Source organism: Nocardioides sp. NPDC000445 (assembly GCF_040300245.1).
Taxonomy (GTDB): Bacteria; Actinomycetota; Actinomycetes; order Propionibacteriales; family Nocardioidaceae; genus Nocardioides.
The window spans coordinates 1-19,829 of the sequence record NZ_JBEPDH010000008.1; the positions used below are offsets into that span (position 1 = coordinate 1).

The following is a 19,829-nucleotide window of genomic DNA, read 5'->3' on the forward strand; positions in this document are numbered from 1 at the left end:
GACCGGCTGGCCACCACCTTGGAGGCCTTCGCCTCACCCCGACGCGAGGACGGCACCCGCACCGAGACCGGTGAGTACCTGCCCTATGACCGCCGCCTGGGACGCGCGTTCTGTCAGCTCCTCGAGACGATTGACCCGGCCCGGCTGCCGATCCACGGCGGCGATGCGACCACGGTGATCGTGACCATCGACCTCGACCAGCTCCGCAAAGAGGCCGGCATCGCCCAGATCCTCGGCGGCAGCCCGATCACCGCCGCCGAAGCCCGCCGCCTGGCCTGCACCGCGAACATCCTCCCCGCCGTCCTCGGCGGCGCCTCCGAGGTCCTCGACCTCGGGCGCAAGGAACGCTTCTTCACCGCAGCCCAACGCCGAGCCCTCCTCCTCAGGTCAGCCACCTGCGAGGCCGAGGGCTGCGACATCCCCGGCACCTGGGCCGAGGCCCACCACTGGATCGCCTGGGCCCAAGGCGGAGCCACCGACCTCGACAACGCCGCCCTGCTCTGCTCCCATCACCACCACCGCGCCCACGACGCCGCCTACCTCCACGAACGCTTACCCAACGGCGACATCCGCTTCACGCGACGCACATAGACGGCGCTAGCCGCGGGCTTTGAGCCGAGAGCGAAGGACGAGCCGGGCCGCCGGTCCGAGATCCTCGATCACCTCGACGAGCGCGCCGAGCTGCTCGAGGGAGGCGAAGGCCGACTCGGCGCCGGGGCGGTCGACACCGTCGTACATGAGCAGGCCGATGAACGCCGAGCTGATCGCGCGCGACAGCCCAGGGGCGTCCACCACATCTTCGACCGGGCTTCCCTTCAAGGCGCGAGCGACCGCGGCCTCGACCTCGTCGTTCCAACGACCCAACGCGTAGCGCGCTGTCTCGGCCAGCGTCTCGTCGCGCTGCGCACCGGCCAGGAGCTGAGCCATCAGCGTGATGTTGCCGGCGGCTCGCTCCCGCTCATGGAGCCCGCGCCCGAGCTCCAGCAGCTCACCCAGCGAGGTCACCTCGGCGAGCTCCGCTCGGTAGGACGCCGCCGCCTCGTCCGTCGCCGCCCGGCATGCCTGGTCGACGAGGTCCATCACGGTTCCGAAGTGGTAGAAGACCAGCGCCTGGTTGACCCCCGCCCGGTCGGCGACCGCCCGCGCCGAGAGACCGGCGATCCCCTCCTGCTTGAGCAGGTCGGTGACCGCCGACATCAGCTTGGCCTTGGTGGGGTTCATTCTGCGGCGGGCTCCTTCGTGACGAGCAGGTTGTAGCCGATCAGGACGAGACCGAGTATGCCGCCACCGATGAAGCCCACGAACGCGCCGAGCATGGCAATCCACGGCCCGGCATGAATCCATCCTTCCGCCATCACGAGTCGCACGGTCGACACCACCGTTCCCGCCAACGCAAAGTAGACGAAGGTCTCAGGCGTACGCAGCCCACGGATCCGCGCACGGCGGGTGATCGCACGACCGAAGAGTCCCGCGATCAGACCGGCAGCGACAGCCAGGCCGACGAAGATGGCGAGGTCTTCCGAAGACGCATCCAGGCTCGCCCCCGAGAACATGACCTGACTGAGCAGCACGAACGTCAGCCCTGCCGCGACGATCGCCGGCCACGCCCGATCCGCGACAGCCGAGCGCCGAAGCAGCGACACCGGCGCCACCAGAACGGCGAACGGCACCCCGGTCATCGCACCCATGACAGCGCCGATCACTCCGCCGATCACTCCGCCGAGGACCGCCCCCAGGACAGGCATGAGAAGGCTCCCGAGAGCACCGCCCAGCACCAACCCGAGCACCACCCCGAACAGCCATGCTCGGAGGAACGCTCCGAAAAAGATCCGCACCAGACCCACCACGTACGCCTCCTTCGACCCATTTGAGCGATTGCTCAAATTCAAGGTAGCGCAACTCTTGAGCGATCGCTCAAATAGGCCGTATGGTCGCTGGCATGAAGATCGTCATCCCCGGTGGGACCGGACAGGTCGGAGGCATCCTGCGGCGTGCCTGGAGCACGCGAGGACATGAGGTCGTGGTGCTCTCGCGCCACCCGGAACAGCTGGAGGAAGGCGTACGTCATCAGGTCTGGGACGGCCGGACGATCGGTCCCTGGGCCGAGGAGATCGACGGCGCTGACGTGGTGGTGAACCTCGCAGGCCGGACGGTCAGCTGTCGCTACACCGATGCCAATCTGAAGCAGATGATGGACTCGCGCGTCGAGTCGACCCGGGTCGTCGGCGAGGCGATCGCGAGGGCGGCCAACCCACCGAGCACCTGGCTGCAGATGAGCACCGCGACGATCTACGCCCACCGCCTCGACGCACCCAACGACGAGGCGACCGGCATCATCGGCGGCAGCGAACCCGACACCCCGGCCTACTGGGAGTTCTCCACGAGGATCGCCAAGAGCTGGGAGGCCGAGCAGGCCGCGGCGGTGACACCGCACACCCGCAAGGTGGCGCTCCGCTCGGCGATGGTGATGAGCCCCGACAAGGGCGGCGTTCTCGACGTACTCCTCACCATGGCGCGCCTCGGTCTCGGCGGGCCGGTCGCAGGGGGCGACCAGTTCGTCTCCTGGATCCATGAGACCGACTTCGTACGCGCCTGCGATCTGCTCATCGGGCGCGATGACATCTCCGGACCGGTGAATCTGGCAGCACCAGGACCACTGCCCCAACGCGACATGATGCGCACGCTGCGGGCGGAGGCCGGGATGCCGATCGGGTTGCCCGCCACTCGCTGGATGGCCGAGATCGGGGCTTGGGTGCTGCGTACGGACACCGAGCTGCTCCTCAAGAGCCGTCGTGTCGCACCGGGGAGGTTGCTCGAGGCAGGCTTCGAGTTCGAGTACGCCGACTGGGCCTCCGCCGCCCATGACCTGGTCAGCTGGGCCCGGCGGACCCGCAGAGAGGGAGCCGGCAGAGAAACCAGTCGCATCGCCGAGCCGGATCGGCCACGATGAAAAGGTGACCCGCGCGACCTGGCAGCCCCGACCCGACGACGCCGAGACCCTGAGGCGGTTCTTCGGCAAGGACGGCCGGCTGCTGACGATCCCCTCGAAGCACGTCAAGAAGCTGGTGGTGCTCAACCAGCTCGCGCAGGCCTTCGAGCCGGGGAAGGTCTACCCCGAGCGGGAGGTCAACGAGATCCTGGGGCGGTTCCACGAGGACGTCGCCGCGCTGCGCCGCTACCTCTTCGAAGAGGGGTTCATGATGCGCGAGGACGGCTACTACTGGCGCGACGGTGGGAGCGTGGAGGTCTGAGCGGCGAGGGTCCCGCCCGTCGGGCATGATTCGCCCCATGACGATGCCGGACCAGTCGGGCCAGCCAGTGCCCGGACAGCCGCCCGTGGGGTGGATCGACCTGACCATCCAGGGCAGCCACATGACCTCGAACATGATCGTGCCGACGGTGCTGCTCAACGGCCACCAGATGCCGACGCAGTACGGCCGGAACGTCTTCCCGGTGCCGCCGGGACGCTGGAACGTCGACATGTACGCCCAGTGGACCTGGAAGTTCGGCAAGGCGTCGATGAGCTTCGACGTCGCCGAGGGCCAGACCGTCCCGGTCTTCTACGCCTCGCCGCTGACCGGCTTCAGCAAGGGTGCGATCGGGCACGAGAAGCAGCGCAAGCCCGGCGTCCTCGGATTCGTCCTCTTGATGGTCGTGCTGCTGCTCTTCATCGTCGGCATCGTGGCCCTGGGCGTGGTGTCGGGCTAGCCCCGCCCGCGGGGACACCGGCTCGGACTGTCGGTGCTCACCGATACCGTCAGCCTTGTGACCACCACCGAATCACGCGGCCGAAGCGAAGCCCGGCGCAATGGCCGGGGCTACGCGGTCCTCGACGTCGAGACGACCGGGCTCGACCCCTACCGCGACCGCGTGATCCAGGTGGCGATCCGCCAGATCGCCGCCGACGGCACCGCCGAGTCGGAGTGGGAGACCCTGGTCAATCCCGGCGCCGGCGTCGACCCGGGGCCGGTCGAGGTGCACGGCCTGACCAGCGCCGACCTCGCCGGTGCCCCGCTCTTCCGGGACGTCGCCGCCGCGATCGCCCAGCGTCTCGCCGGCCGGGTCTTCGTGGCCCACAACGCCGCGTTCGACTGGGCGTTCGTTGCCGTGGAGTCGGACCGTGCCGGCGTACGCCTCGAGGTCCTGGAGTGGCTGTGCACGATGCGGTTCGCGAAGGCGCTCGCGCTGGAGGTGCCGGACAAGTCCCTGGCGACCATCGCGGCCTACTACGCGGTCGAGCAGCTGAAGGCCCACGACGCCGGTGACGACACCCGGGTCGCCGCGGAGATCCTGCTGCGCGAGCTGGCCGACGCCGACCGGGTCGGTCTCACCCTGCCGCTGGTGGAGTGCAACACCTCCCGACACCGGCTGAAACGGACCGTACGCCGTTGGTTCAGCCGCGTCCGGAGACCGCTTCGCTGAGAGATCGTCCCACCATCCGGGACATTTCCCGCAGAAATGCAACCGGAGAACCCGGTTCGGACATCACCATGTCGTCGGCCCCGCGTTACTTGGAGTAACAGCACCTTGAGGGCCCTGCTCCGAAGTGAGGCGATGAAGATGGTCATCCGGGGATTGGTCGCCGGGGCGCTCGCCGCCCTGTTGGCAACGACGTTCGCGGCCTGCACCGAGGAGCCGGCCGCCGCACCTGGGTCCGAGGCGACGACCTCGTCCGCCGCGGCCTCCTCTTCGGCGAGCCCCTCGCCGAGCGCCACGCCGACACCGTCGCCCAGCGCGAAGCCGAAGCCCGAGCCGAAGCCGTCCCCGACCTCGGGCCCGCGGCTCTTCGGCAAGGGTGACAGCGGTGACGACGTACGTGACCTGCAGGCGCGCCTGAAGCAGATCGGCTGGTTCAACGCGGGCGTGACCGGGTATTACGGCAACGTCACCACCGAGGCCGTCTCCGGGTTCCAGGGCAAGCGCGGGATCGCGGTCACCGGCTTCGTGGACCAGACCACGCTCGACCGGCTGCACGCGATGACCCGCGAGCCGACCGAGGCCGAGCTGACCGACGCGCCCCCGCCGGTGCCCTCCGGCAAGCTCGACCCGCGCTGCCTGACCGGCCGGGTGATGTGCATCGACAAGTCCACCTCGGTGCTGCGCTGGGTCGTCGGCGGGACCGTACAGCTGAGCGTCGAGGTGCGGTTCGGCTCGCAGGAGCTGCCCACCCGTGAGGGCCAGTTCTCGGTCTTCGCCAAGAGCCGCGACCACGTCTCGTCCATCTACAAGACCCCGATGCCGTTCGCGATGTTCTTCTCCGGTGGCCAGGCGGTCCACTACTCCCCCGATTTCGCCGCCAACGGCTACAACGGCGCCTCCCACGGCTGCGTGAACGTGCGCGACTACGGCGCCATCACCTCGCTCTACGACCAGGTGAACATCGGCGACGGCGTGGTCATCTACTGGTCCTGAGAACCGCCCTGCGCGGCCGTCCGGCCCTCGGGCAGGATTGAGGAGGCGTACGTCCCGCGTCTTAGGCTTGAGCCATGAAGGCGCTGCTCCTGGAGAACATCCATCCTGTCGCTGTCGAGAACCTCGAGAAGGCCGGCTTCGAGGTCGAACTGCGCAGCAAGTCTCTCTCCGAGGACGAGCTGGTGGCCGACCTCCCGGGCGTGACGCTGCTCGGCATCCGGTCCAACACCCACATCACCCCGCGCGTGCTGGACGCGGCCACCGACCTCAAGGCGATCGGCTGCTTCTGCATCGGCACCAACCAGGTGGACCTGGCCGGAGCCGCCGAGCGCGGCGTGGCCGTCTTCAACGCCCCCTACTCCAACACCCGCTCGGTCGTCGAGCTGGTCATCGGCTACATCATCTCCCTGGCGCGACGACTGCCGGAGAAGACCGAGAAGATGCACGCCGGCGTCTGGGACAAGTCCGCGAAGGGCTCCCACGAGATCCGCGGCCGCACGTTGGGCATCGTGGGCTACGGCAACATCGGCACCCAGCTCTCCAACATCGCCGAGGCGCTGGGGATGTACGTCATCTTCTACGACATCGCCGACCGGCTGGCCCACGGCAACGCCCGCCGGATGAAGTCCCTCGACGCGCTCCTGGAGGAGGCCGACGTGGTCTCCATCCACATCGACGGACGCCCGGGCAACCTGGGCATGTTCGGCGAGGAGCAGTTCGCGAAGATGAAGCCGCGTTCGCTGTTCATCAACGCCGCGCGCGGCTTCCTGGTCGACAACGACGCGCTGCGCAAGCACATCGAGTCCGGCCACATCGCCGGCGCCGCGCTCGACGTCTTCCCGATCGAGCCCAAGGCCCAGGGCGACGCCTTCGAGAGCCCGTTGCAGGGTCTCGACAACGTCATCCTGACCCCGCACGTCGGCGGCTCGACGCAGGAGGCCCAGGAGGAGATCGGCTGGTTCGTCTCCGGCAAGCTGCGCGACTTCATCCGCTCCGGGTCGACCGCGCTGAGCGTCAACCTGCCGGCCGTCCAGCCGCCGCCGTTGGCCGCCGGTGCGCGCCTCGCACTGCTGCACGACAGCGTCCCGGGCGTGCTCGCCGAGCTCAACGCGCTGCTCGCCGCCGAGGGTGTCAACGTGACCGGTCAGTACCTCGCCACCGCCGGGGAGACCGGCTTCGTGGTCACCGACGTGACCAACGTACCTGCGACGACGCTGGAGAAGATCACAGCCAACCCGCACACCAGGTGGGTGCGCGCCTACCACGCCTGACGCTAGCGTTCTGGCTCATGGAGCTCCCGCAACATTGGCCGCTGCCAGAGGCGACCGACCTTCTCGAAGACGTCCTGGCAGCGTACGACGAACCGACCCGCCGCTATCACGACCGCCGGCACCTCACCGAGGTGCTGGACCGGATCGAGGAGCTGCGGGCGGAGGGAGAGCGCTTCGACCAGCTGACGGTCACCCTGGCGGCGTTCTTCCACGACTCCGTCTACGACGGGGAGCGGGACGCCGAGGAGCGTTCGGCCACCTGGGCCGAGGACGCGCTGGGCGCCCACCTGGAGGCCGACGCCGTGGCCGAGGTCGCCCGGCTGGTGCGGCTGACCGAGACCCACGATCCCGCCCCCGACGACCACAGCGGCCGGGTGCTCTCCGACGCCGACCTGGCGATCCTGGCAGCGCCGGCGGAGCGCTATGCGGAGTACGCCGCGACCGTCCGGGAGGAGTACCAACACCTCTCCGACGAGGAGTTTCGCGTCGGCCGCGCCCAGGTCCTCGAGCGGCTGCTGGAGAAGGAGTCGCTCTTCTCGACACCCTTCGCGAGAATCAGCTGGGAGGCCGCCGCGCGGGCTAACATCTCGGCCGAGATGGAGACCCTGGACACATACCTGTCACGCGATCGATAACAATTCGTAAAGAACCGCTCCCCGGTGACAGAATTCATCGGTGAGCTTCCAGACGTACGCCGAGCTGTGGCGGATCCCCGACGTGCGCCGCATCCTCGTGCTGGGTCTGTTCCTGCGGATCCCGATGCCGGCGTCCTCGGTCATCGTGACCCTCCACGTGGTCGGCCCGCTGGACCGCTCCTACGCCGAGGCGGGCCTGGTCTCGACGGTGCTCGCGATCGCGATGGCGATCTCCGCGCCCTGGCTCGGCCGGCTCCTCGACCGCCTCGGCCTGCGGCGTACGCTCCTGCTGCCGCTGGCCGTCCTCCCGATCGCCTGGTCGATCGCCCCCTGGGTCGGCTATCTTCCGCTGCTCGCGCTGGTCGCCGTCGCCGGGCTCTTCACGGTCCCGTCCTTCTCGGTCGTACGCCAGGTGATGATCCGCTCGGTCGGTCCCGGGCAGCGCACCGCGGCGCTGAGCGCCGACGCGATGATGACCGAGCTGGGCTTCATGGTCGGTCCGGTGATCGGCGTGCTCGGCGCCAGCTACTTCGGCACGGCCTGGGCGATGCTGCTGATCCAGTGGCTCGGGATCGCCGCGGCCGTCGTGTTGTGGCTGTTCAACCCGATGATCACCGAGGGCGAGCCGACACTTCCGAGCGACGCAGTCCCGAGCGACGCCGTTCCGAAGCGCCGCTTCGGGCTCCCCTCGTGGGTGAACCCGGGCGTCACGCTCCTGCTCGCCGGCACCTTCACCGCCTCGCTCATCCTCATCGCCGAGGACCTCGGCACCGTGGCCGCGATGCGCGACTTCGACCGCACCGCCCTGCTCGGGATCGTCATGGCGATCTGGGCGCTCGGCTCGCTGCTCGGCGCACTCATCTACGGCGCCCTCAACAGCCACCCCTCCACCGCGGTGATGCTCGTCCTGCTGGGTGCCACGACGGTCCTGACCGCGTTCGCCTGGGACCCGATCTCCTTCGCCGTCCTGCTCCTGCTCAGCGGCTTCTTCTGCGCACCGACCCTGACCGCCGCGCTCGAGGCGATCACCAGCAGCGTCCCCTCGACCGTACGCGGCGAGGTGATGGGCTGGCACGGCTCGGCCATCACCCTCGGCAGCGCCGTCGGAGCCCCCACGGCCGGGTTCGCCATCGACCTGATCGGCTGGCAGGGCGGCTTCGTCCTCGGCGGCGGCCTCGGCCTGCTCATCGCGGCGGCCATCTGGCTCACCACGCGACGGATGTCCACCCCCGCCGAGGCGTCACTCCCGCCGGGCGAGAAATCAGCCGCGCCGGCCGAGTAGTCACCGCGGTGCCCACTCGGCCGACGTACGTGACGCCTGGGCTAGTGGGGTTTGCGACGGCGTAGGCCGGCGGCGATGAGCGCAGCGACCAGGACCCGAGAGGTGACCTCGACCGCACCCGCGGCGACCATGTCGTCGTAGACCTCGGCAGGTACGTCGTAGTGGTCCCGGTCGAAGCCCCGGGCGGGGATGCCCATCCGGCTCGCGAAGGCGTGCAACTCCTCGTAGGAGGTGTCACTGGCGAGGTGAGACCACATCCGGCCGCGACTGGGTACGTTCGGCGGGTCGATGAGGATCACGGGCCATTCTTACCGTGTCCATCCTGAGGCCACAGCCTTGACCGGTCGGCAAGAATGGGTCCTGATGAACACGACAGTGCTGTTCGAGGCTCGGGCGAGGGTGCTCCATGACCTCGATGCCCGCGGACTCGCCGGTGCGGCAGCCGTCTCCGCTCTCGAGGACGCGATGACCGAGCGCGGCTGGTGGGTGGAGCAGTGGCCGGAGGGCAAGGCGTACGTCGCCGGCCTGGTCGCCCAGGACGTGCAGGACCTGCTCTTCGACGGCGAGGCCTCCGCGCGCTGGCCGGTGTGCACCACCTGTCCGCCGGAGTCGCCGGTGCACTCGCTCCACATCACTCCCGACCTGGGAGGTCCGGACCCGATCTGGGTCTGCGAGGAGAGCGGCGACGTGGTCGCGCCGCTCGGCGATCTCTGACCAGCTCAGCAGGTCAGGACGGGCCGAGCTGCAGGTGCAGCGCGTAGCGGTCGGCACGGTAGACCGAGCGGCACACCTCGACATAGCGGTCCCCCGCGACCGACTTCCGCTGCCTGCGGAGCACGGGGACGCCGACCGAGAGGCCCAGCAGGGTGGCCTCCTCGATGTTGGCCACATCGGCACGGAACGTGTCGTCGACCCACGACGGCCGCATCTGGCGACTGGCCAGCTCGGCGTAGAGGCTGGTCGGCGCGGTCCGCTCGAGCATCCCGGGCACGATCGCCTCGTCGAGATAGACGTCCTCGATACAGATCGGCACCCCGTCACCGCGGCGCAGACGCCGCCAGTGGACGACGGCGGCACCTTCCTTGATGCCGAGCGCGCGGGCGATGGTGGGCCCGGCCTTCTCCCGGCCGAGCAGCAGCGTCTCGGAGGATGCCTGCATCCCTCGGCGAGCCATCTCCTCGCTGAACCCGAGCACCGGACTCGCCGCCCGCGGCGGGCGCGCCACGAAGGTGCCCCGGCCCGGGATCCGCACCAGCAGACCGTCGGCGACGAGCGCGTCGAGCGCCTGCCGCACGGTGGCTCGGGCGACGCTGAACTTCTGGACCAGCTCGCGCTCGGAGGGCGCGGAGGCACCAGGGCTTTCGCCGATGACCAGCTCCCTGACGTACTCACGGATCTGGACGTGCTTGAGCGACCGCTCTCCCTCGACCGACCGGACCATGAGCAGAGCGTAGGTGTACACCTCGCGTACGTCCGGAGTTTGGTCAAGTTGTGACATTGCAGCGAGATGAGGCAGACCAGCTGCAACGAAATAAGAATGTCTGATTTGAGTAGAACACGTGTTCGATCACGAGGTATGGTGAAGGGGTGGACTTCCAGGGAACACTCTTCGCCCCCACAGACGACGAGACCACCGAGACGACGTACGAGCGGATCCACCTGGACCGCGGAGCGTGGGTGGACATCGCCCGCGGCTGGCTGCCCGATCCCGACGACGTCTTCGCGGCGCTGGTCAGCGACGTCCCGTGGCGCGAGGAGCGCCGGCAGATGTACGACCGCGTCGTCGACGTACCCCGGCTCCTGCACACCTATCTGCAGGGCGACCCGCTCCCCCACCCCCGTCTCGCCGAAGCCCGCGGGCGCCTCACCGCCCACTACCTGCCCGAGCTGGGCGAGCCGTTCGTGACCGCGGGGTGCTGCTACTACCGCAACGGCCACGACTCGGTCGCCTGGCACGGCGACAAGGTCGGCCGGGGCCGCACCGACGACACGATGGTCGCGATCGTCTCCGTCGGCGACCCCCGCCGCCTCGCACTGCGCCCCCACGGAGGCGGCAAGGGGATGAGCATCCAGATGGGCCACGGCGACCTCGTCGTCATGGGCGGCTCCTGCCAGCGCACCTGGGAGCACGCCATCCCCAAGGTCGCCTCCGCCGGACCCCGGATCTCGGTCCAGTTCCGCCCCCGCAACGTCTTCTGAGACTCGCTCAGGACGCTGCGACGCCGTCCAGGAGGTTGGTGACCAGGGCGGTCGCGAACTCACGGGTGACGGGCTCGTCGGGGATGAGCAGCCGGTGGTAGACGGATCCCCAGAGCTGGTCGATGAGGACGCGTACGTCAACGCCAGAGCGGAGCTGGCCGGCCTCCTGAGCGCGGGTGAGCCGCTCGACGGCCAGCCGACGGCGCTCGGCGGAGTAGAGCGCTCGATAGGCGGCTGCGAGCTCGGGGTCCGTCTGCGCCTCCCCGATCAGCTGGAGAAGCGCTGAGCCGCCGGCCGTCTCGGTCATCAGCGTGACGAACGCATGCAACTGGCTGAGGAGATCGGCACGGATGTCGCCGGTGTCCGGGAAGGCCAAGGTGTCCTCGACGGCGTGGAAGTATCCGTCGAGGGCGAGCGCGCCCCGAGAAGGCCACCACTTGTAGAGCGTGGTCTTGCTGACCCCTGCGAGGCGAGCGACCCGGTCGAAGGTGAGGTCGGCGATGCCCTCGCTGAGGAGCAGCTCACCCGTCGTACGAAGGATGTCGGCTCGGACCTCGTCGGCGGGTCGCCGGCCCCGTCCACGGCGTGGCGGAACATCCTCGGCGGTCATGATCCGTCCCCTTCTGATGTCGATCGGTGAGCCAGTGTATGGGGAGTCATCACTCGATCCGGAGTTCGGCGATCAGCCCCTCGCGGAGCTCGAAGGTCATCGGCCCGGTGCCTCTGTAGCCGTTGCCGGTCACCCGCAAGGTGACCACCCAGGACTCTCCGGGTTCCGCGGGTGTCCAGTCGACGACGTCGAAGTGTGCCTGCACGCCGATGTTGTCGGTCTCGTTCCAGGCACGTACGCCGTCGCGGCCGCGGTAGCTACGGCCCCAGTCCACGATGAGCGCGTCCTGGGTGAATGCTGCAGCGAAGGCCTCGGAGTCTCCGCGGTTGGTCGCCTCGACGAAGGTCGCGATCGATCTGGGAAGGCTGTTCATGTCTGCTCCTTGGAGAAGATGGTCGGCGGTGAGGTGAGGCCGGCAGCGGGATGGCGCTGCCGACCTCACCTGGTTCACCGAGCGATGGTGAGAAGGTCAGCGAGGTCGACGCGGGTGAGGAAGTCGCGGCGGACACGATCGGCCACGTCGGACACCTCCTCCGAGCCGTCGTTCGCCGGGTCGATGTGGACCCGGAACGGGCGTTCGCCGGCCGGCAGGGACACGATCCGAGCGATCTCGTCGGAGACCATCGCGGCGTCCGCGTCGGCCGGAGCCAGCGCGGCGAGCTTCTCGGCCACCTGGCCCATGAGCCCGGCGTATCGCGTCTCGTACTCGGCTTCGACGGCCGTGTCGGCCGGCCGTCCGGAGTGCGCGAAGTGGTTCGTACCGCTGGTGAACGAGCCGGGCACGACGATCGAGGTCTCCACACCCCACCGGGCCAGCTCGCCGGCGTAGGAGACCGCGAGGGAGTCCATGCCCGCCTTGGCGGCGAAGTAGGGCGCCAGGTAGGGCGGCGTACCTCCCTTGACCGAGGAGCTCGACACCCACACCACCAGGCCGGCACCACGTGCCCGCATGCCCGGCAGCACCGCCCTGTTCACACGCTGGGTCGACAGCACGTTGACGTCGTACAGCTCGGCCAGCTGCTCGGGCGTGAACGCCTCGGTCGGACCGACGACCATGTGACCGGCGTTGTGGATGAGGACGTCGATACGGCCGTGGTCGGCAACGACTTGGGCGATGGCCGCATCCACCGAGTCCTGGGAGTTGACGTCGAGCTCGATCGCACGCAGGTCGACCCCGTGCTCGGTCGAGTAGTCGGCAGCGGCTCGAACCGCCGGTGCGTTGCGGCCGCCGGTCTCGCGCATCCCGGCGTAGACGGTCTGTCCGGTCCGCGCGAGCGCGCGGGCGGTGAGAGCGCCGAAGCCGCTCGAGGCTCCGGTGATGACGACGATCTGATTCATGACGATGTCCTTCCTGCTGCTCGCCGACCGGCTCAGACCATGCCGCCGTTGGCGTACACGACCTGGCCGTTGATCCATCGGCAGGTGCCCGCGAGGAAGGCGACGACCTCGGCGATGTCGTCAGGCGTGCCGAGCCGGTGCAGCGGGTTCATGTTGGCCATCCGATCGATGGTCTCCTCGTCCTTGCCCTCCAGGAACAGCGGCGTGGCGACCGGGCCCGGCGCGACCGCGTTGACGGTGATGTCGCGGCCCGCGAGCTCCTTGGCCAGCACCATGGTGAGGGCGTCGACAGCGCCCTTGGACGCGGTGTAGGCGGCGTACCCCGGCAGCGCGACCTTCTTGACCGAGGTCGAGAAGTTGATGACGGCGCCACCGGCGCGGACCTGGTTCGCGGCGAGCTGCGAGACCACGAAGGTGCCGCGGATGTTGGTGCGGTGCATCCGGTCGAGGACGTCCAGGTCCAACGACGCGATCGGACTCAGCGACATGATGCCGGCGGTGTTGACGACGACGTCGATGCCGCCGAACGCCTCGCTGGTGGCCTTGAAGGCCTCGGCCATCGCGACCTCGTCCGCGACGTCGCCGCCGACTGCGATCGCCTGGCCACCGGCCGCGGTGATCTCCGCGACGAGGCTCTCGGCCCGGTCGGCGTTGCCCGCGTAGTGGACGGCGACCGCGAAGCCGTCGCGGACGAGTCGCTCGACGACGGCCGTGCCGATGCCGCCCGAGCCGCCGGTGACGAGTGCGACGCGAATGGTGGTGGTGCTGGTCATGGTGGTCTCCTTCAGGAGTCGATGTGAACGATGCGTTCATATAATCATAGATATGAACTGTCTGTCCACATATGTGGTTCACGCCACCCTGCCAAGAGCTCCTTGCGGTTCACGGAACGGGCTTTGGAGTGGGTCCCAGATGCGATCCGTACGCTGGTAGGAAAGGATGGGACTGACAGCCGACGCCTCTGGAGCCGCCTTGACCACCACCGCACCACCCATCGCCCCGCCGTCCGCTGAGGAGATCGCCAGGGCGAAGGAGATCGTCGGGCGGGTCAGCACCGCCTTCAGCAGCCGTGTGGTCGGCCAGGAACGGCTCAGGACGGCGCTGCTGATCGCGCTGCTCTCCGAGGGTCACGTGCTGCTCGAGAGCGTGCCCGGGCTGGCCAAGACGCTGGCCGCGAGCACGCTGAGCCAGACCGTCAAGGCGCAGTTCTCCAGGATCCAGTGCACCCCCGACCTGCTGCCGAGCGACATCATCGGCACCCAGGTCTACGACCAGCGCAACCACGAGTTCGAGACCCAGCTCGGCCCGGTGCACGCCAACTTCGTGCTGCTGGACGAGATCAACCGAAGCTCCGCCAAGACGCAGAGCGCCATGCTCGAGGCGATGCAGGAGCGCCAGACGAGCATCGCGGGCCACATCCACCCGCTGCCGCGCCCGTTCATGGTGCTCGCCACGCAGAACCCGATCGAGGAGGAGGGCACCTACGTCCTCCCGCACGCGCAGATGGACCGGTTCCTGCTCAAGGAGATCGTCAACTACCCCAGCGACGCCGAGGAGCTCGTCGTCCTCGAGCGCATCGAGGCCGGCACGCTCGGTCCCGACCACGAGGAGACCCGCCCGGTCGCCGACCCCGACGACGTGATCTGGCTCCAGGAGCTGACCAAGCGCGTCTACGTCGACCCGGCGATCAAGCGCTACATCGTCGCCCTCGTCCAGGCGACCCGCAACGCCCGCCAGCTCCTCGGGCCGGAGACGGGTTCCTACGTCGAGATCGGCGCGTCCCCGCGTGCCTCGATCGCGTTCCTGCAGGCGTCGCGCGCGGCGGCGCTGCTGCTCGGCCGCTCCTACGTCACTCCCGAGGACGTGCGCGAGCTGCGCCACAGCATCCTGCGCCACCGGCTTCACCTCAGCTTCGAGGCGCTGGCCGAGAAGGTCCAGCCCGAGATGCTGGTCGACGCGCTGGTCCGCGCTGTCCCGAGCCCCTGAGTGGCGCCAGGAAATCAGGCACAGAATGGCGACGTACCTTCCCCGGATCCGCACGCGGTTGATGATCCATGCCCACCGCAAGGTCCTGAGCCTGCTCGACGGGGAGTACGCCAGCGTCCAGACCGGGCGCAGCATGGACTTCCACGACCTGAGGGAGTACGTCCCCGGCGACGACGTCAAGGACATCGACTGGAAGGCGACCGCCCGGTCCCGGAGCCTGCTGGTCAAGCGGTTCACCGCCGAGCGCCAGCATCTGGTGCTGCTGGCGATCTCCACCGGCCGGAGCATGGCGGCCCAGGCGACCGGCACCACGACCAAGCGTGAGCTGGCGATCTTCACCGCCGGCCTGGTGGGTTGGCTGGGCGTACGCCACGGCGACAAGGTCGCGGTCGCCTACGGCGACTCGGAGACCCAGAGGCTCACCAAGTCCGCGGACACCGAGGTCGCGCTCGAGCGGGCGCTCGGGCAGGCCCACGAGGCGATCACCCCCGACTCCGCCGAGGCCGACATCGTCGCCGTCCTGCGCCACATCGCCACCACCGTACGTCGGCGCGCGATCCTGCTCGTCGTCACCGACGAGCACTCGGTCAGCGACGAGATGGCCGCGGTCCTGCGCCGCCTCACCGTCCAGCACGAGGTCCTGGTCGCCGGCATCGACGACCTCGACCCCACCACCGCTGTGGCCGGCGGTGCCCCAACCGTCGACGTCGACACCGTCTCCGCCCTGCCTGGTTGGCTCACCGGCGACGCGGTCCTCCAGGCGCAGTACGCCGAGCTGGCCGCTGCCGAGGAGCACAGCCTGCGCAGCGCCCTGGACCGTCTGGGCATCGCCTACCAGCGGGTCCAGGACGACGCCACCGCCATCGGCGCGGTCTTCCATCTCCTGGAGAGGCACCGCCATGCGCGCCGGTAGCGTCCCCGAGGAGTTCCAGCAGCCGCTGGCCCACTCGGGCTGGTGGCTGGTGCTCGCGCTCGCGCTGCTCGCCGCGGTGGCGCTCTACTACCTCGCGGTCATCCTGCTGACCCGTAAGCGCCGCCCGGTCGTCGAGGTCGAGACACCCTGGGTGCCCGCGCCTCGTGACTTCCGTGCCGAGCACCTCGCCGAGATCGACCGGATCGAGCGCGCGGTGCACCGTGGCGATGTCCCGGCGCGGGTCGGCCACCAGCACCTGAGCCGCACCGTGCGCGACTACGTCGCCGAGGTCAGCCAGATCCCGGCCGACAAGATGGTCCTCGCCGACCTGAAGGCGACCGTACGCAGCGACCCTCGCACGCGTCCGCTGGCGATGGCCGTCGAGGTGATGTACCCGCCGGCCTTCGCCTCCGAGGAGGAGGGCAAGGCTGCCGAGCGCTTCCCCGAGGCGCTGAGCCGGGCCCGTCAGGTGGTGACGACATGGACCTGAGATGGCCCGTCCTCGGCGCGATCGTGCTGGTCCTCACCATCATCGCGATCGCCGCGATCGTCGTGTTCGCGGCCCGGGTGCATCGCCGCCCGGCCGACGCGGTGCTCGTCGCCCACACCGAGCGGCTCAAGCGGCTCCCCCGGTTCCGTGAGCTCGCGACCCAGCAGCGGTGGCTGTCCTGGTGGCAGACCGCGGGGATCGCGCTCGCGGTGATCGGATGCATCTGGCTGATCGCCCGGCCGCAGGCGACCGACATCACCCAGAACCGCTACTCCACCCGCGACATCGTGCTCTGCCTGGACGCCTCGACCTCGATGTTCGACGAGGACACCCAGGTCACCCAGGCGTACTCCCAGCTCGTGGCCGGCCTCAACGGCGAGCGGGTCAGCCTCGTGCTGTGGAGCGACGCCGCGGTCACCGTCTTCCCGCTCACCGACGACTACGGCTGGGTGCAGGACGAGCTGGCGCGGGCCGGCCGGGCCTTCGCCCTCGGCGACCAGGAGTACGTCGCCGGAACCTATCTCGGCAAGGAGCGGGCGAGCCTGATCAGCGACGGGATCGTCTCCTGCGTCAAGCGCTTCGACCTGTCCAACTCCGAGCGCGGCCGGGCGGTCATCGTCGCCTCAGACAACGACCCGCAGGGCGGCCCGCCGGTCTACACGCTGCCCGAGGCCACCGAGTTCGCCAAGGAGCGCGACGTCCAGCTCTACGGCATCGGCTCCGCCGACCTCAGCTTCCAGGAGGACAAGCGCGCCACCTTCGACAAGGCGATGACCGACACCGGCGGCACCTTCTCGCTGCTCGGTGACGACGGGTCGATCGACTCGATCCTGGCCGGCATCGACCGGCTCTCCGCCGACGAGGTCGTCGAGCCGCCGAAGTACCAGATCCGCGACGCTCCCGGCTGGCCGATCGCGACGATCGTCCTCGGGGTCCTCATGCTGATCGCCGGGTGGGTCTACGCCCTGGTCCGCTCCGGACGGCTGTCCCCGGGCCCGGCACCCCGGCAGGCGGGAGGCTCGTTGCCCCCACAGACCCGGCCACCGAGCGAGGTGGCCCGATGAGCGCCTCGGGATGGCAGATCCTGACGCTCGTACGCCGCGCGCTGATCGTCCTGCTCACCGTCGTCGTCCTGGTGCGACCGAGCTGGGGAGCGGCGCCGGCCGAGATGCGTACGGCAGATCTCGACGTCCTCGTCGTGGTCGACCGGACACGGTCGATGGTCGCCGAGGACGCACCCGGCGGCGAGGCCCGGATGACGCAGCTCAAGAAGGACCTCAAGGCGCTCTCCGCGGCTCTGCCCTCGGTGCGGTTCGGCGCGATCACCTTCGGCGGCGAGGTCGTCCGCACCGAGATGCCGTTCACCTACGACACGACAGCCTTCAACGCCTGGGTCGACGGTCTCTACGCCGAGCGGGCCTTCGACGGGTCCGGGTCGATGGTGGATGCTCCGCGCGACGAGATGATCGAGGCCCTGGAGCGTGACCAGGAGCGATACCCCGAGCGGCGCCGGATCGTGGTGTTCGCCTCCGACGGCGAGAACACCCGCGAGGGCGTCGACCAGCAGTCGTTCGCCGAGGTCGACGACCTCTCGGCCGGCGGCGTGGTGCTCGGCTACGGCACCGAGGAGGGCGGCCGGATGCCCTGGGACGACGAACGTCCCCAGGACGGCTACCTCAAGGACGGCGACGGCCAGGACGCCCGGTCCCGGATCGACCTCGCCAACCTGCGCGAGATCGCCGGTCAGATGGGTCTTCAGACCCTTCACCGCACGACGAAGGAGACCAAGGAGGTCACCACGGAGGCCTCGACCTGGGACTCCGAGATGCTCACCGAGGAGACCTCAGCCGGCGGCGAGACGTCCCGGGCCTGGCTCTTCGGCTTCCCGCTCCTGGCACTCTTGCTGTGGGAGCTGTGGGGCCATCGCCGCCGTGCGCACGAGGCCGAGGAGGTGCTGTCGTGACCGTCACCGAGACGCCTGTCGACTCGACCGAGCCGCAACCGCTACGCACCCCTCGCGAGCAGGTGCGGCGCGCGCTGCTCCTCGCCGGGATCGTGCCGGTGGTCATCGGCCTCGCCTTCCTGGGGAAGGTGATCCTGATGGGTCACCACGACCGCGGCGGCCGGGACGCCTGGGACGTACGCGACGCCGCGACCGCGATGGAGCACTACTCGGCCAACCGCGACCTCAACTTCCTGCAGCCGTGGATCGCCCACTTCGACGCCGGCAACGCCGCCTTCCTGCTCGGCGAGAACGCCCGCGCGGTCGCCTACTACGGCGAAGCGCTGGAGCGGGTGCCCGAGGACCACGAGTGCACCGTACGCATCAACATGTCGCTGACCCAGGAGGCGATCGGCGACCGCGCCCGGGACGCCGGCAACCAGGCCGGTGCGAAGGCGGCCTACGAGGACGCGCTGGCCACGCTGAAGGAGGGCGACTGCCCCACCGACGCCGGCCAGGGCCCCGAGCAGTCCCAGCAGGGCGAGTCCGTCGAGGAGCGCCTGAAGGAGAAGCTGACCCCGAAGGTACGGGTCAAGCCCAACGAGCAGGAGGACCCGCCCGAGGAGCCGCAGAACCAGGACGAGAAGGAGGACAAGCTCGACCGGCGCAACGGCGACGGCGAGGCCTACCGCCGCGACGACGCCGACCTGGACGACTACGGCGGGTTCAGCGACGAACCGCAGTGGTGACGCTCAGCGCATGAGCGTCTGAGACGGGAGCTCCTGGAACTGCGCCCGGTACGCCTGGGAGAACCGGCCGAGGTGGAAGAAGCCCCACTGAGCAGCGACCTCGGTGACCGAGGTCGCGGTCGCGTCCGCGGCGAGCAGGTCGGAGTGGGCACGGTCGAGCCGCGCACGCCGCCAGTACTCCAGCGGGGTGGTGTCGAGGTCGCGCTGGAACGCCTCCTGCAGCGTGCGGGTGGAGACACCGACCCTCTGGGCCAGCTCGGCTACCTTCCAGGGGTGCTCGGGGTGGGCCTCGAGGAGGTCCACGGCCATGCGTACGGCCCGGGAGATGGTGGAGGATCCGGTCTCGGAGACGATCTCCAGGGACGTGTTGGCCTGGATCGTCAGCAGTCCCCCGATGAGCGCCTGCTCGTAGGGCGCGGCCACCAGCGGAGAGCTCATCAGCGTGCCCCCGGCCTCGACGTTGTCGTAGGCCAGCCGCACCATCTTCAGCCAGTCGCGCACCTCGGGCCGGCCGAGGTCGAGCGTGGGGTCGAAGACCACCGGCCCGGAGCCGCCGATGCCCGCGGCCGCCTCCTCGACGGCGCTGCGGCGGATGTAGACCTGCAGCTTCTCGCAGCCGTCGGACCAGAGCATGTCGACCGGTTCGGTCGGCGAGCCGATCGAGGCGCGGGTTCGGTCGGCGAGGACGACGTGCTCCCCCACCTTGACCTTGGCGGTGCCGGCCAGCGGGAGCTGGATCAGGTAGAAGTCGTCGAAGGTGCCGGGAGTGATCCGCACCTCGTCGCCGTAGCGCATGTAGTTGAGCATCACGTCCTCGCCCAGCGGCGCGGCGTTGTGCACCATGTCGAGGTGGGAGCCGGCCTTGGTCAGCGCAAGATAATGAGCACAGAATCGTTCGGCGACGGCTTCTCGGGCCTGGTCCACGTCAGTGGTGGCGACAACGGTGTGGCGACCCAGCAGGGGACGGGGCAAGGCAGGCTCCTGGCGCGCGGCTCGATTGAC

At 69.4% G+C, this 19,829-nt stretch carries 26 protein-coding genes; 17 read left to right on the forward strand and 9 right to left on the reverse strand.

Annotation, left to right across the window (positions count from 1 at the left end; genetic code table 11):
* A partial coding sequence (locus ABT304_RS12195) for an HNH endonuclease signature motif containing protein (RefSeq protein ID WP_350715458.1) occupies nucleotides 1-591 on the forward strand: 591 nt, incomplete at its 5' end.
* A 6-nt stretch (nucleotides 592-597) separates the two neighbouring features.
* Here the strand turns inward: ABT304_RS12195 and ABT304_RS12200 are convergent.
* The gene (locus ABT304_RS12200) at nucleotides 598-1,221 is read right to left on the reverse strand and encodes a TetR/AcrR family transcriptional regulator (RefSeq protein WP_350715460.1); all 624 of its coding nucleotides are present in this window, start codon (nucleotides 1,219-1,221) and stop codon (nucleotides 598-600) included.
* Entirely contained in the window at nucleotides 1,218-1,847 is a 630-nt protein-coding gene (locus tag ABT304_RS12205) for a hypothetical protein (RefSeq protein WP_350715462.1), read from the reverse strand. Before ABT304_RS12205 ends, ABT304_RS12200 begins: the two co-directional genes overlap by 4 nt.
* 92 nt (nucleotides 1,848-1,939) lie before the next feature.
* Between ABT304_RS12205 and ABT304_RS12210 the strand changes: the two genes are divergently transcribed.
* From ABT304_RS12210 to ABT304_RS12245, 8 genes are all read left to right on the forward strand, one after another.
* On the forward strand, nucleotides 1,940-2,950 hold the full coding sequence (locus tag ABT304_RS12210; RefSeq protein WP_350715464.1) for a TIGR01777 family oxidoreductase: 1,011 nt from the start codon (nucleotides 1,940-1,942) through the stop codon (nucleotides 2,948-2,950).
* Nucleotides 2,951-2,954: 4 nt separating this feature from the next.
* Nucleotides 2,955-3,251 carry a DUF2087 domain-containing protein gene (locus ABT304_RS12215; RefSeq protein ID WP_160026936.1) on the forward strand — a complete coding sequence of 99 codons (297 nt, stop codon included), beginning with the start codon at nucleotides 2,955-2,957 and terminating at the stop codon, nucleotides 3,249-3,251.
* A gap of 37 nt (nucleotides 3,252-3,288) precedes the next feature.
* The gene (locus tag ABT304_RS12220; protein WP_160026934.1) at nucleotides 3,289-3,708 is read left to right on the forward strand and encodes a hypothetical protein; all 420 of its coding nucleotides are present in this window, start codon (nucleotides 3,289-3,291) and stop codon (nucleotides 3,706-3,708) included.
* 57 nt (nucleotides 3,709-3,765) lie between these two features.
* Nucleotides 3,766-4,422, forward strand: coding sequence for an exonuclease domain-containing protein (locus tag ABT304_RS12225; protein WP_350715466.1), 657 nt, complete (start codon nucleotides 3,766-3,768; stop codon nucleotides 4,420-4,422).
* Nucleotides 4,423-4,554: 132 nt separating this feature from the next.
* Nucleotides 4,555-5,412, forward strand: a complete 858-nt coding sequence (locus tag ABT304_RS12230; RefSeq protein ID WP_350715468.1) for a L,D-transpeptidase family protein — start codon at nucleotides 4,555-4,557, stop codon at nucleotides 5,410-5,412.
* A gap of 74 nt (nucleotides 5,413-5,486) precedes the next feature.
* Complete coding sequence (serA, locus tag ABT304_RS12235) at nucleotides 5,487-6,683, forward strand: phosphoglycerate dehydrogenase (RefSeq protein ID WP_160026930.1); 1,197 nt, start codon at nucleotides 5,487-5,489, stop codon at nucleotides 6,681-6,683.
* Between the two features lie 17 nt (nucleotides 6,684-6,700).
* A complete protein-coding gene (locus tag ABT304_RS12240) occupies nucleotides 6,701-7,318 on the forward strand; it encodes an HD domain-containing protein (RefSeq protein WP_350715470.1) in 618 nt (205 codons plus the stop codon).
* A gap of 40 nt (nucleotides 7,319-7,358) precedes the next feature.
* On the forward strand, nucleotides 7,359-8,600 hold the full coding sequence (locus tag ABT304_RS12245) for an MFS transporter (RefSeq protein WP_350715472.1): 1,242 nt from the start codon (nucleotides 7,359-7,361) through the stop codon (nucleotides 8,598-8,600).
* 41 nt (nucleotides 8,601-8,641) lie between these two features.
* On the opposite strand, the gene ABT304_RS12250 is transcribed toward ABT304_RS12245, so the two are convergent.
* Complete coding sequence (locus ABT304_RS12250) at nucleotides 8,642-8,899, reverse strand: DUF4031 domain-containing protein (protein WP_350715474.1); 258 nt, start codon at nucleotides 8,897-8,899, stop codon at nucleotides 8,642-8,644.
* Between the two features lie 64 nt (nucleotides 8,900-8,963).
* Here ABT304_RS12250 and ABT304_RS12255 point away from each other — a divergent pair, with 64 nt between their 5' ends.
* Nucleotides 8,964-9,314, forward strand: coding sequence for a DUF8819 family protein (locus tag ABT304_RS12255; RefSeq protein WP_160026922.1), 351 nt, complete (start codon nucleotides 8,964-8,966; stop codon nucleotides 9,312-9,314).
* Nucleotides 9,315-9,327: 13 nt separating this feature from the next.
* Here the strand turns inward: ABT304_RS12255 and ABT304_RS12260 are convergent, their stop codons facing one another.
* Nucleotides 9,328-10,098 carry a GntR family transcriptional regulator gene (locus tag ABT304_RS12260; protein WP_350715476.1) on the reverse strand — a complete coding sequence of 257 codons (771 nt, stop codon included), beginning with the start codon at nucleotides 10,096-10,098 and terminating at the stop codon, nucleotides 9,328-9,330.
* A gap of 89 nt (nucleotides 10,099-10,187) precedes the next feature.
* On the opposite strand from ABT304_RS12260, the gene ABT304_RS12265 reads away from it, so the two are divergent.
* Nucleotides 10,188-10,799 (forward strand): alpha-ketoglutarate-dependent dioxygenase AlkB, encoded by a 612-nt coding sequence (locus tag ABT304_RS12265; protein ID WP_350715478.1) that lies wholly within the window; start codon nucleotides 10,188-10,190, stop codon nucleotides 10,797-10,799.
* Nucleotides 10,800-10,806: 7 nt separating this feature from the next.
* On the opposite strand, the gene ABT304_RS12270 is transcribed toward ABT304_RS12265, so the two are convergent.
* From ABT304_RS12270 to ABT304_RS12285, 4 genes are all read right to left on the reverse strand, one after another.
* Nucleotides 10,807-11,409 (reverse strand): TetR/AcrR family transcriptional regulator, encoded by a 603-nt coding sequence (locus ABT304_RS12270; RefSeq protein ID WP_350715480.1) that lies wholly within the window; start codon nucleotides 11,407-11,409, stop codon nucleotides 10,807-10,809.
* 49 nt (nucleotides 11,410-11,458) lie between these two features.
* Nucleotides 11,459-11,782 (reverse strand): nuclear transport factor 2 family protein, encoded by a 324-nt coding sequence (locus ABT304_RS12275; protein WP_350715482.1) that lies wholly within the window; start codon nucleotides 11,780-11,782, stop codon nucleotides 11,459-11,461.
* 74 nt (nucleotides 11,783-11,856) lie between these two features.
* Complete coding sequence (locus ABT304_RS12280; RefSeq protein WP_350715484.1) at nucleotides 11,857-12,747, reverse strand: SDR family oxidoreductase; 891 nt, start codon at nucleotides 12,745-12,747, stop codon at nucleotides 11,857-11,859.
* Between the two features lie 32 nt (nucleotides 12,748-12,779).
* Nucleotides 12,780-13,520 (reverse strand): SDR family oxidoreductase, encoded by a 741-nt coding sequence (locus tag ABT304_RS12285; protein WP_350715485.1) that lies wholly within the window; start codon nucleotides 13,518-13,520, stop codon nucleotides 12,780-12,782.
* A 199-nt stretch (nucleotides 13,521-13,719) separates the two neighbouring features.
* Here ABT304_RS12285 and ABT304_RS12290 point away from each other — a divergent pair, with 199 nt between their 5' ends.
* From ABT304_RS12290 to ABT304_RS12315, 6 genes are read left to right on the forward strand one after another with little or no spacing between them, the layout of a single operon-like run.
* Nucleotides 13,720-14,733, forward strand: coding sequence for an AAA family ATPase (locus ABT304_RS12290; RefSeq protein ID WP_350715487.1), 1,014 nt, complete (start codon nucleotides 13,720-13,722; stop codon nucleotides 14,731-14,733).
* Nucleotides 14,734-14,758: 25 nt separating this feature from the next.
* Nucleotides 14,759-15,646, forward strand: coding sequence for a DUF58 domain-containing protein (locus ABT304_RS12295; protein WP_350715488.1), 888 nt, complete (start codon nucleotides 14,759-14,761; stop codon nucleotides 15,644-15,646).
* Nucleotides 15,633-16,136 carry a hypothetical protein gene (locus ABT304_RS12300; protein WP_350715490.1) on the forward strand — a complete coding sequence of 168 codons (504 nt, stop codon included), beginning with the start codon at nucleotides 15,633-15,635 and terminating at the stop codon, nucleotides 16,134-16,136. The genes ABT304_RS12295 and ABT304_RS12300 overlap by 14 nt, the downstream gene beginning before the upstream one ends.
* Nucleotides 16,127-17,200, forward strand: coding sequence for a VWA domain-containing protein (locus ABT304_RS12305; protein WP_350715492.1), 1,074 nt, complete (start codon nucleotides 16,127-16,129; stop codon nucleotides 17,198-17,200). Before ABT304_RS12300 ends, ABT304_RS12305 begins: the two co-directional genes overlap by 10 nt.
* Nucleotides 17,197-18,099 carry a vWA domain-containing protein gene (locus ABT304_RS12310; protein ID WP_350715494.1) on the forward strand — a complete coding sequence of 301 codons (903 nt, stop codon included), beginning with the start codon at nucleotides 17,197-17,199 and terminating at the stop codon, nucleotides 18,097-18,099. The genes ABT304_RS12305 and ABT304_RS12310 overlap by 4 nt, the downstream gene beginning before the upstream one ends.
* Nucleotides 18,096-18,827: a tetratricopeptide repeat protein gene (locus ABT304_RS12315; protein ID WP_350715496.1), complete on the forward strand. Its 732-nt coding sequence runs from the start codon at nucleotides 18,096-18,098 to the stop codon at nucleotides 18,825-18,827. The genes ABT304_RS12310 and ABT304_RS12315 overlap by 4 nt, the downstream gene beginning before the upstream one ends.
* Before the next feature lie 3 nt (nucleotides 18,828-18,830).
* Here the strand turns inward: ABT304_RS12315 and ABT304_RS12320 are convergent, their stop codons facing one another.
* Complete coding sequence (locus ABT304_RS12320) at nucleotides 18,831-19,799, reverse strand: AraC family transcriptional regulator (protein WP_350715498.1); 969 nt, start codon at nucleotides 19,797-19,799, stop codon at nucleotides 18,831-18,833.
* Nucleotides 19,800-19,829 lie beyond the last annotated feature (30 nt).

What these genes read in the sequence shown, in the direction of transcription:
- ABT304_RS12200 (WP_350715460.1), bottom strand. Translation starts at nt 1,221, where the DNA reads ATGAACCCCACCAAGGCCAAGCTGATGTCGGCGGTCACCGACCTGCTC.
- ABT304_RS12210 (WP_350715464.1), top strand. Translation starts at nt 1,940, where the DNA reads ATGAAGATCGTCATCCCCGGTGGGACCGGACAGGTCGGAGGCATCCTG.
- ABT304_RS12220 (WP_160026934.1), top strand. Translation starts at nt 3,289, where the DNA reads ATGACGATGCCGGACCAGTCGGGCCAGCCAGTGCCCGGACAGCCGCCC.
- ABT304_RS12230 (WP_350715468.1), top strand. Translation starts at nt 4,555, where the DNA reads ATGAAGATGGTCATCCGGGGATTGGTCGCCGGGGCGCTCGCCGCCCTG.
- serA (WP_160026930.1), top strand. Translation starts at nt 5,487, where the DNA reads ATGAAGGCGCTGCTCCTGGAGAACATCCATCCTGTCGCTGTCGAGAAC.
- ABT304_RS12240 (WP_350715470.1), top strand. Translation starts at nt 6,701, where the DNA reads ATGGAGCTCCCGCAACATTGGCCGCTGCCAGAGGCGACCGACCTTCTC.
- ABT304_RS12255 (WP_160026922.1), top strand. Translation starts at nt 8,964, where the DNA reads ATGAACACGACAGTGCTGTTCGAGGCTCGGGCGAGGGTGCTCCATGAC.
- ABT304_RS12260 (WP_350715476.1), bottom strand. Translation starts at nt 10,098, where the DNA reads ATGTCACAACTTGACCAAACTCCGGACGTACGCGAGGTGTACACCTAC.
- ABT304_RS12270 (WP_350715480.1), bottom strand. Translation starts at nt 11,409, where the DNA reads ATGACCGCCGAGGATGTTCCGCCACGCCGTGGACGGGGCCGGCGACCC.
- ABT304_RS12275 (WP_350715482.1), bottom strand. Translation starts at nt 11,782, where the DNA reads ATGAACAGCCTTCCCAGATCGATCGCGACCTTCGTCGAGGCGACCAAC.
- ABT304_RS12280 (WP_350715484.1), bottom strand. Translation starts at nt 12,747, where the DNA reads ATGAATCAGATCGTCGTCATCACCGGAGCCTCGAGCGGCTTCGGCGCT.
- ABT304_RS12285 (WP_350715485.1), bottom strand. Translation starts at nt 13,520, where the DNA reads ATGACCAGCACCACCACCATTCGCGTCGCACTCGTCACCGGCGGCTCG.
- ABT304_RS12295 (WP_350715488.1), top strand. Translation starts at nt 14,759, where the DNA reads ATGGCGACGTACCTTCCCCGGATCCGCACGCGGTTGATGATCCATGCC.
- ABT304_RS12300 (WP_350715490.1), top strand. Translation starts at nt 15,633, where the DNA reads ATGCGCGCCGGTAGCGTCCCCGAGGAGTTCCAGCAGCCGCTGGCCCAC.
- ABT304_RS12305 (WP_350715492.1), top strand. Translation starts at nt 16,127, where the DNA reads ATGGACCTGAGATGGCCCGTCCTCGGCGCGATCGTGCTGGTCCTCACC.
- ABT304_RS12310 (WP_350715494.1), top strand. Translation starts at nt 17,197, where the DNA reads ATGAGCGCCTCGGGATGGCAGATCCTGACGCTCGTACGCCGCGCGCTG.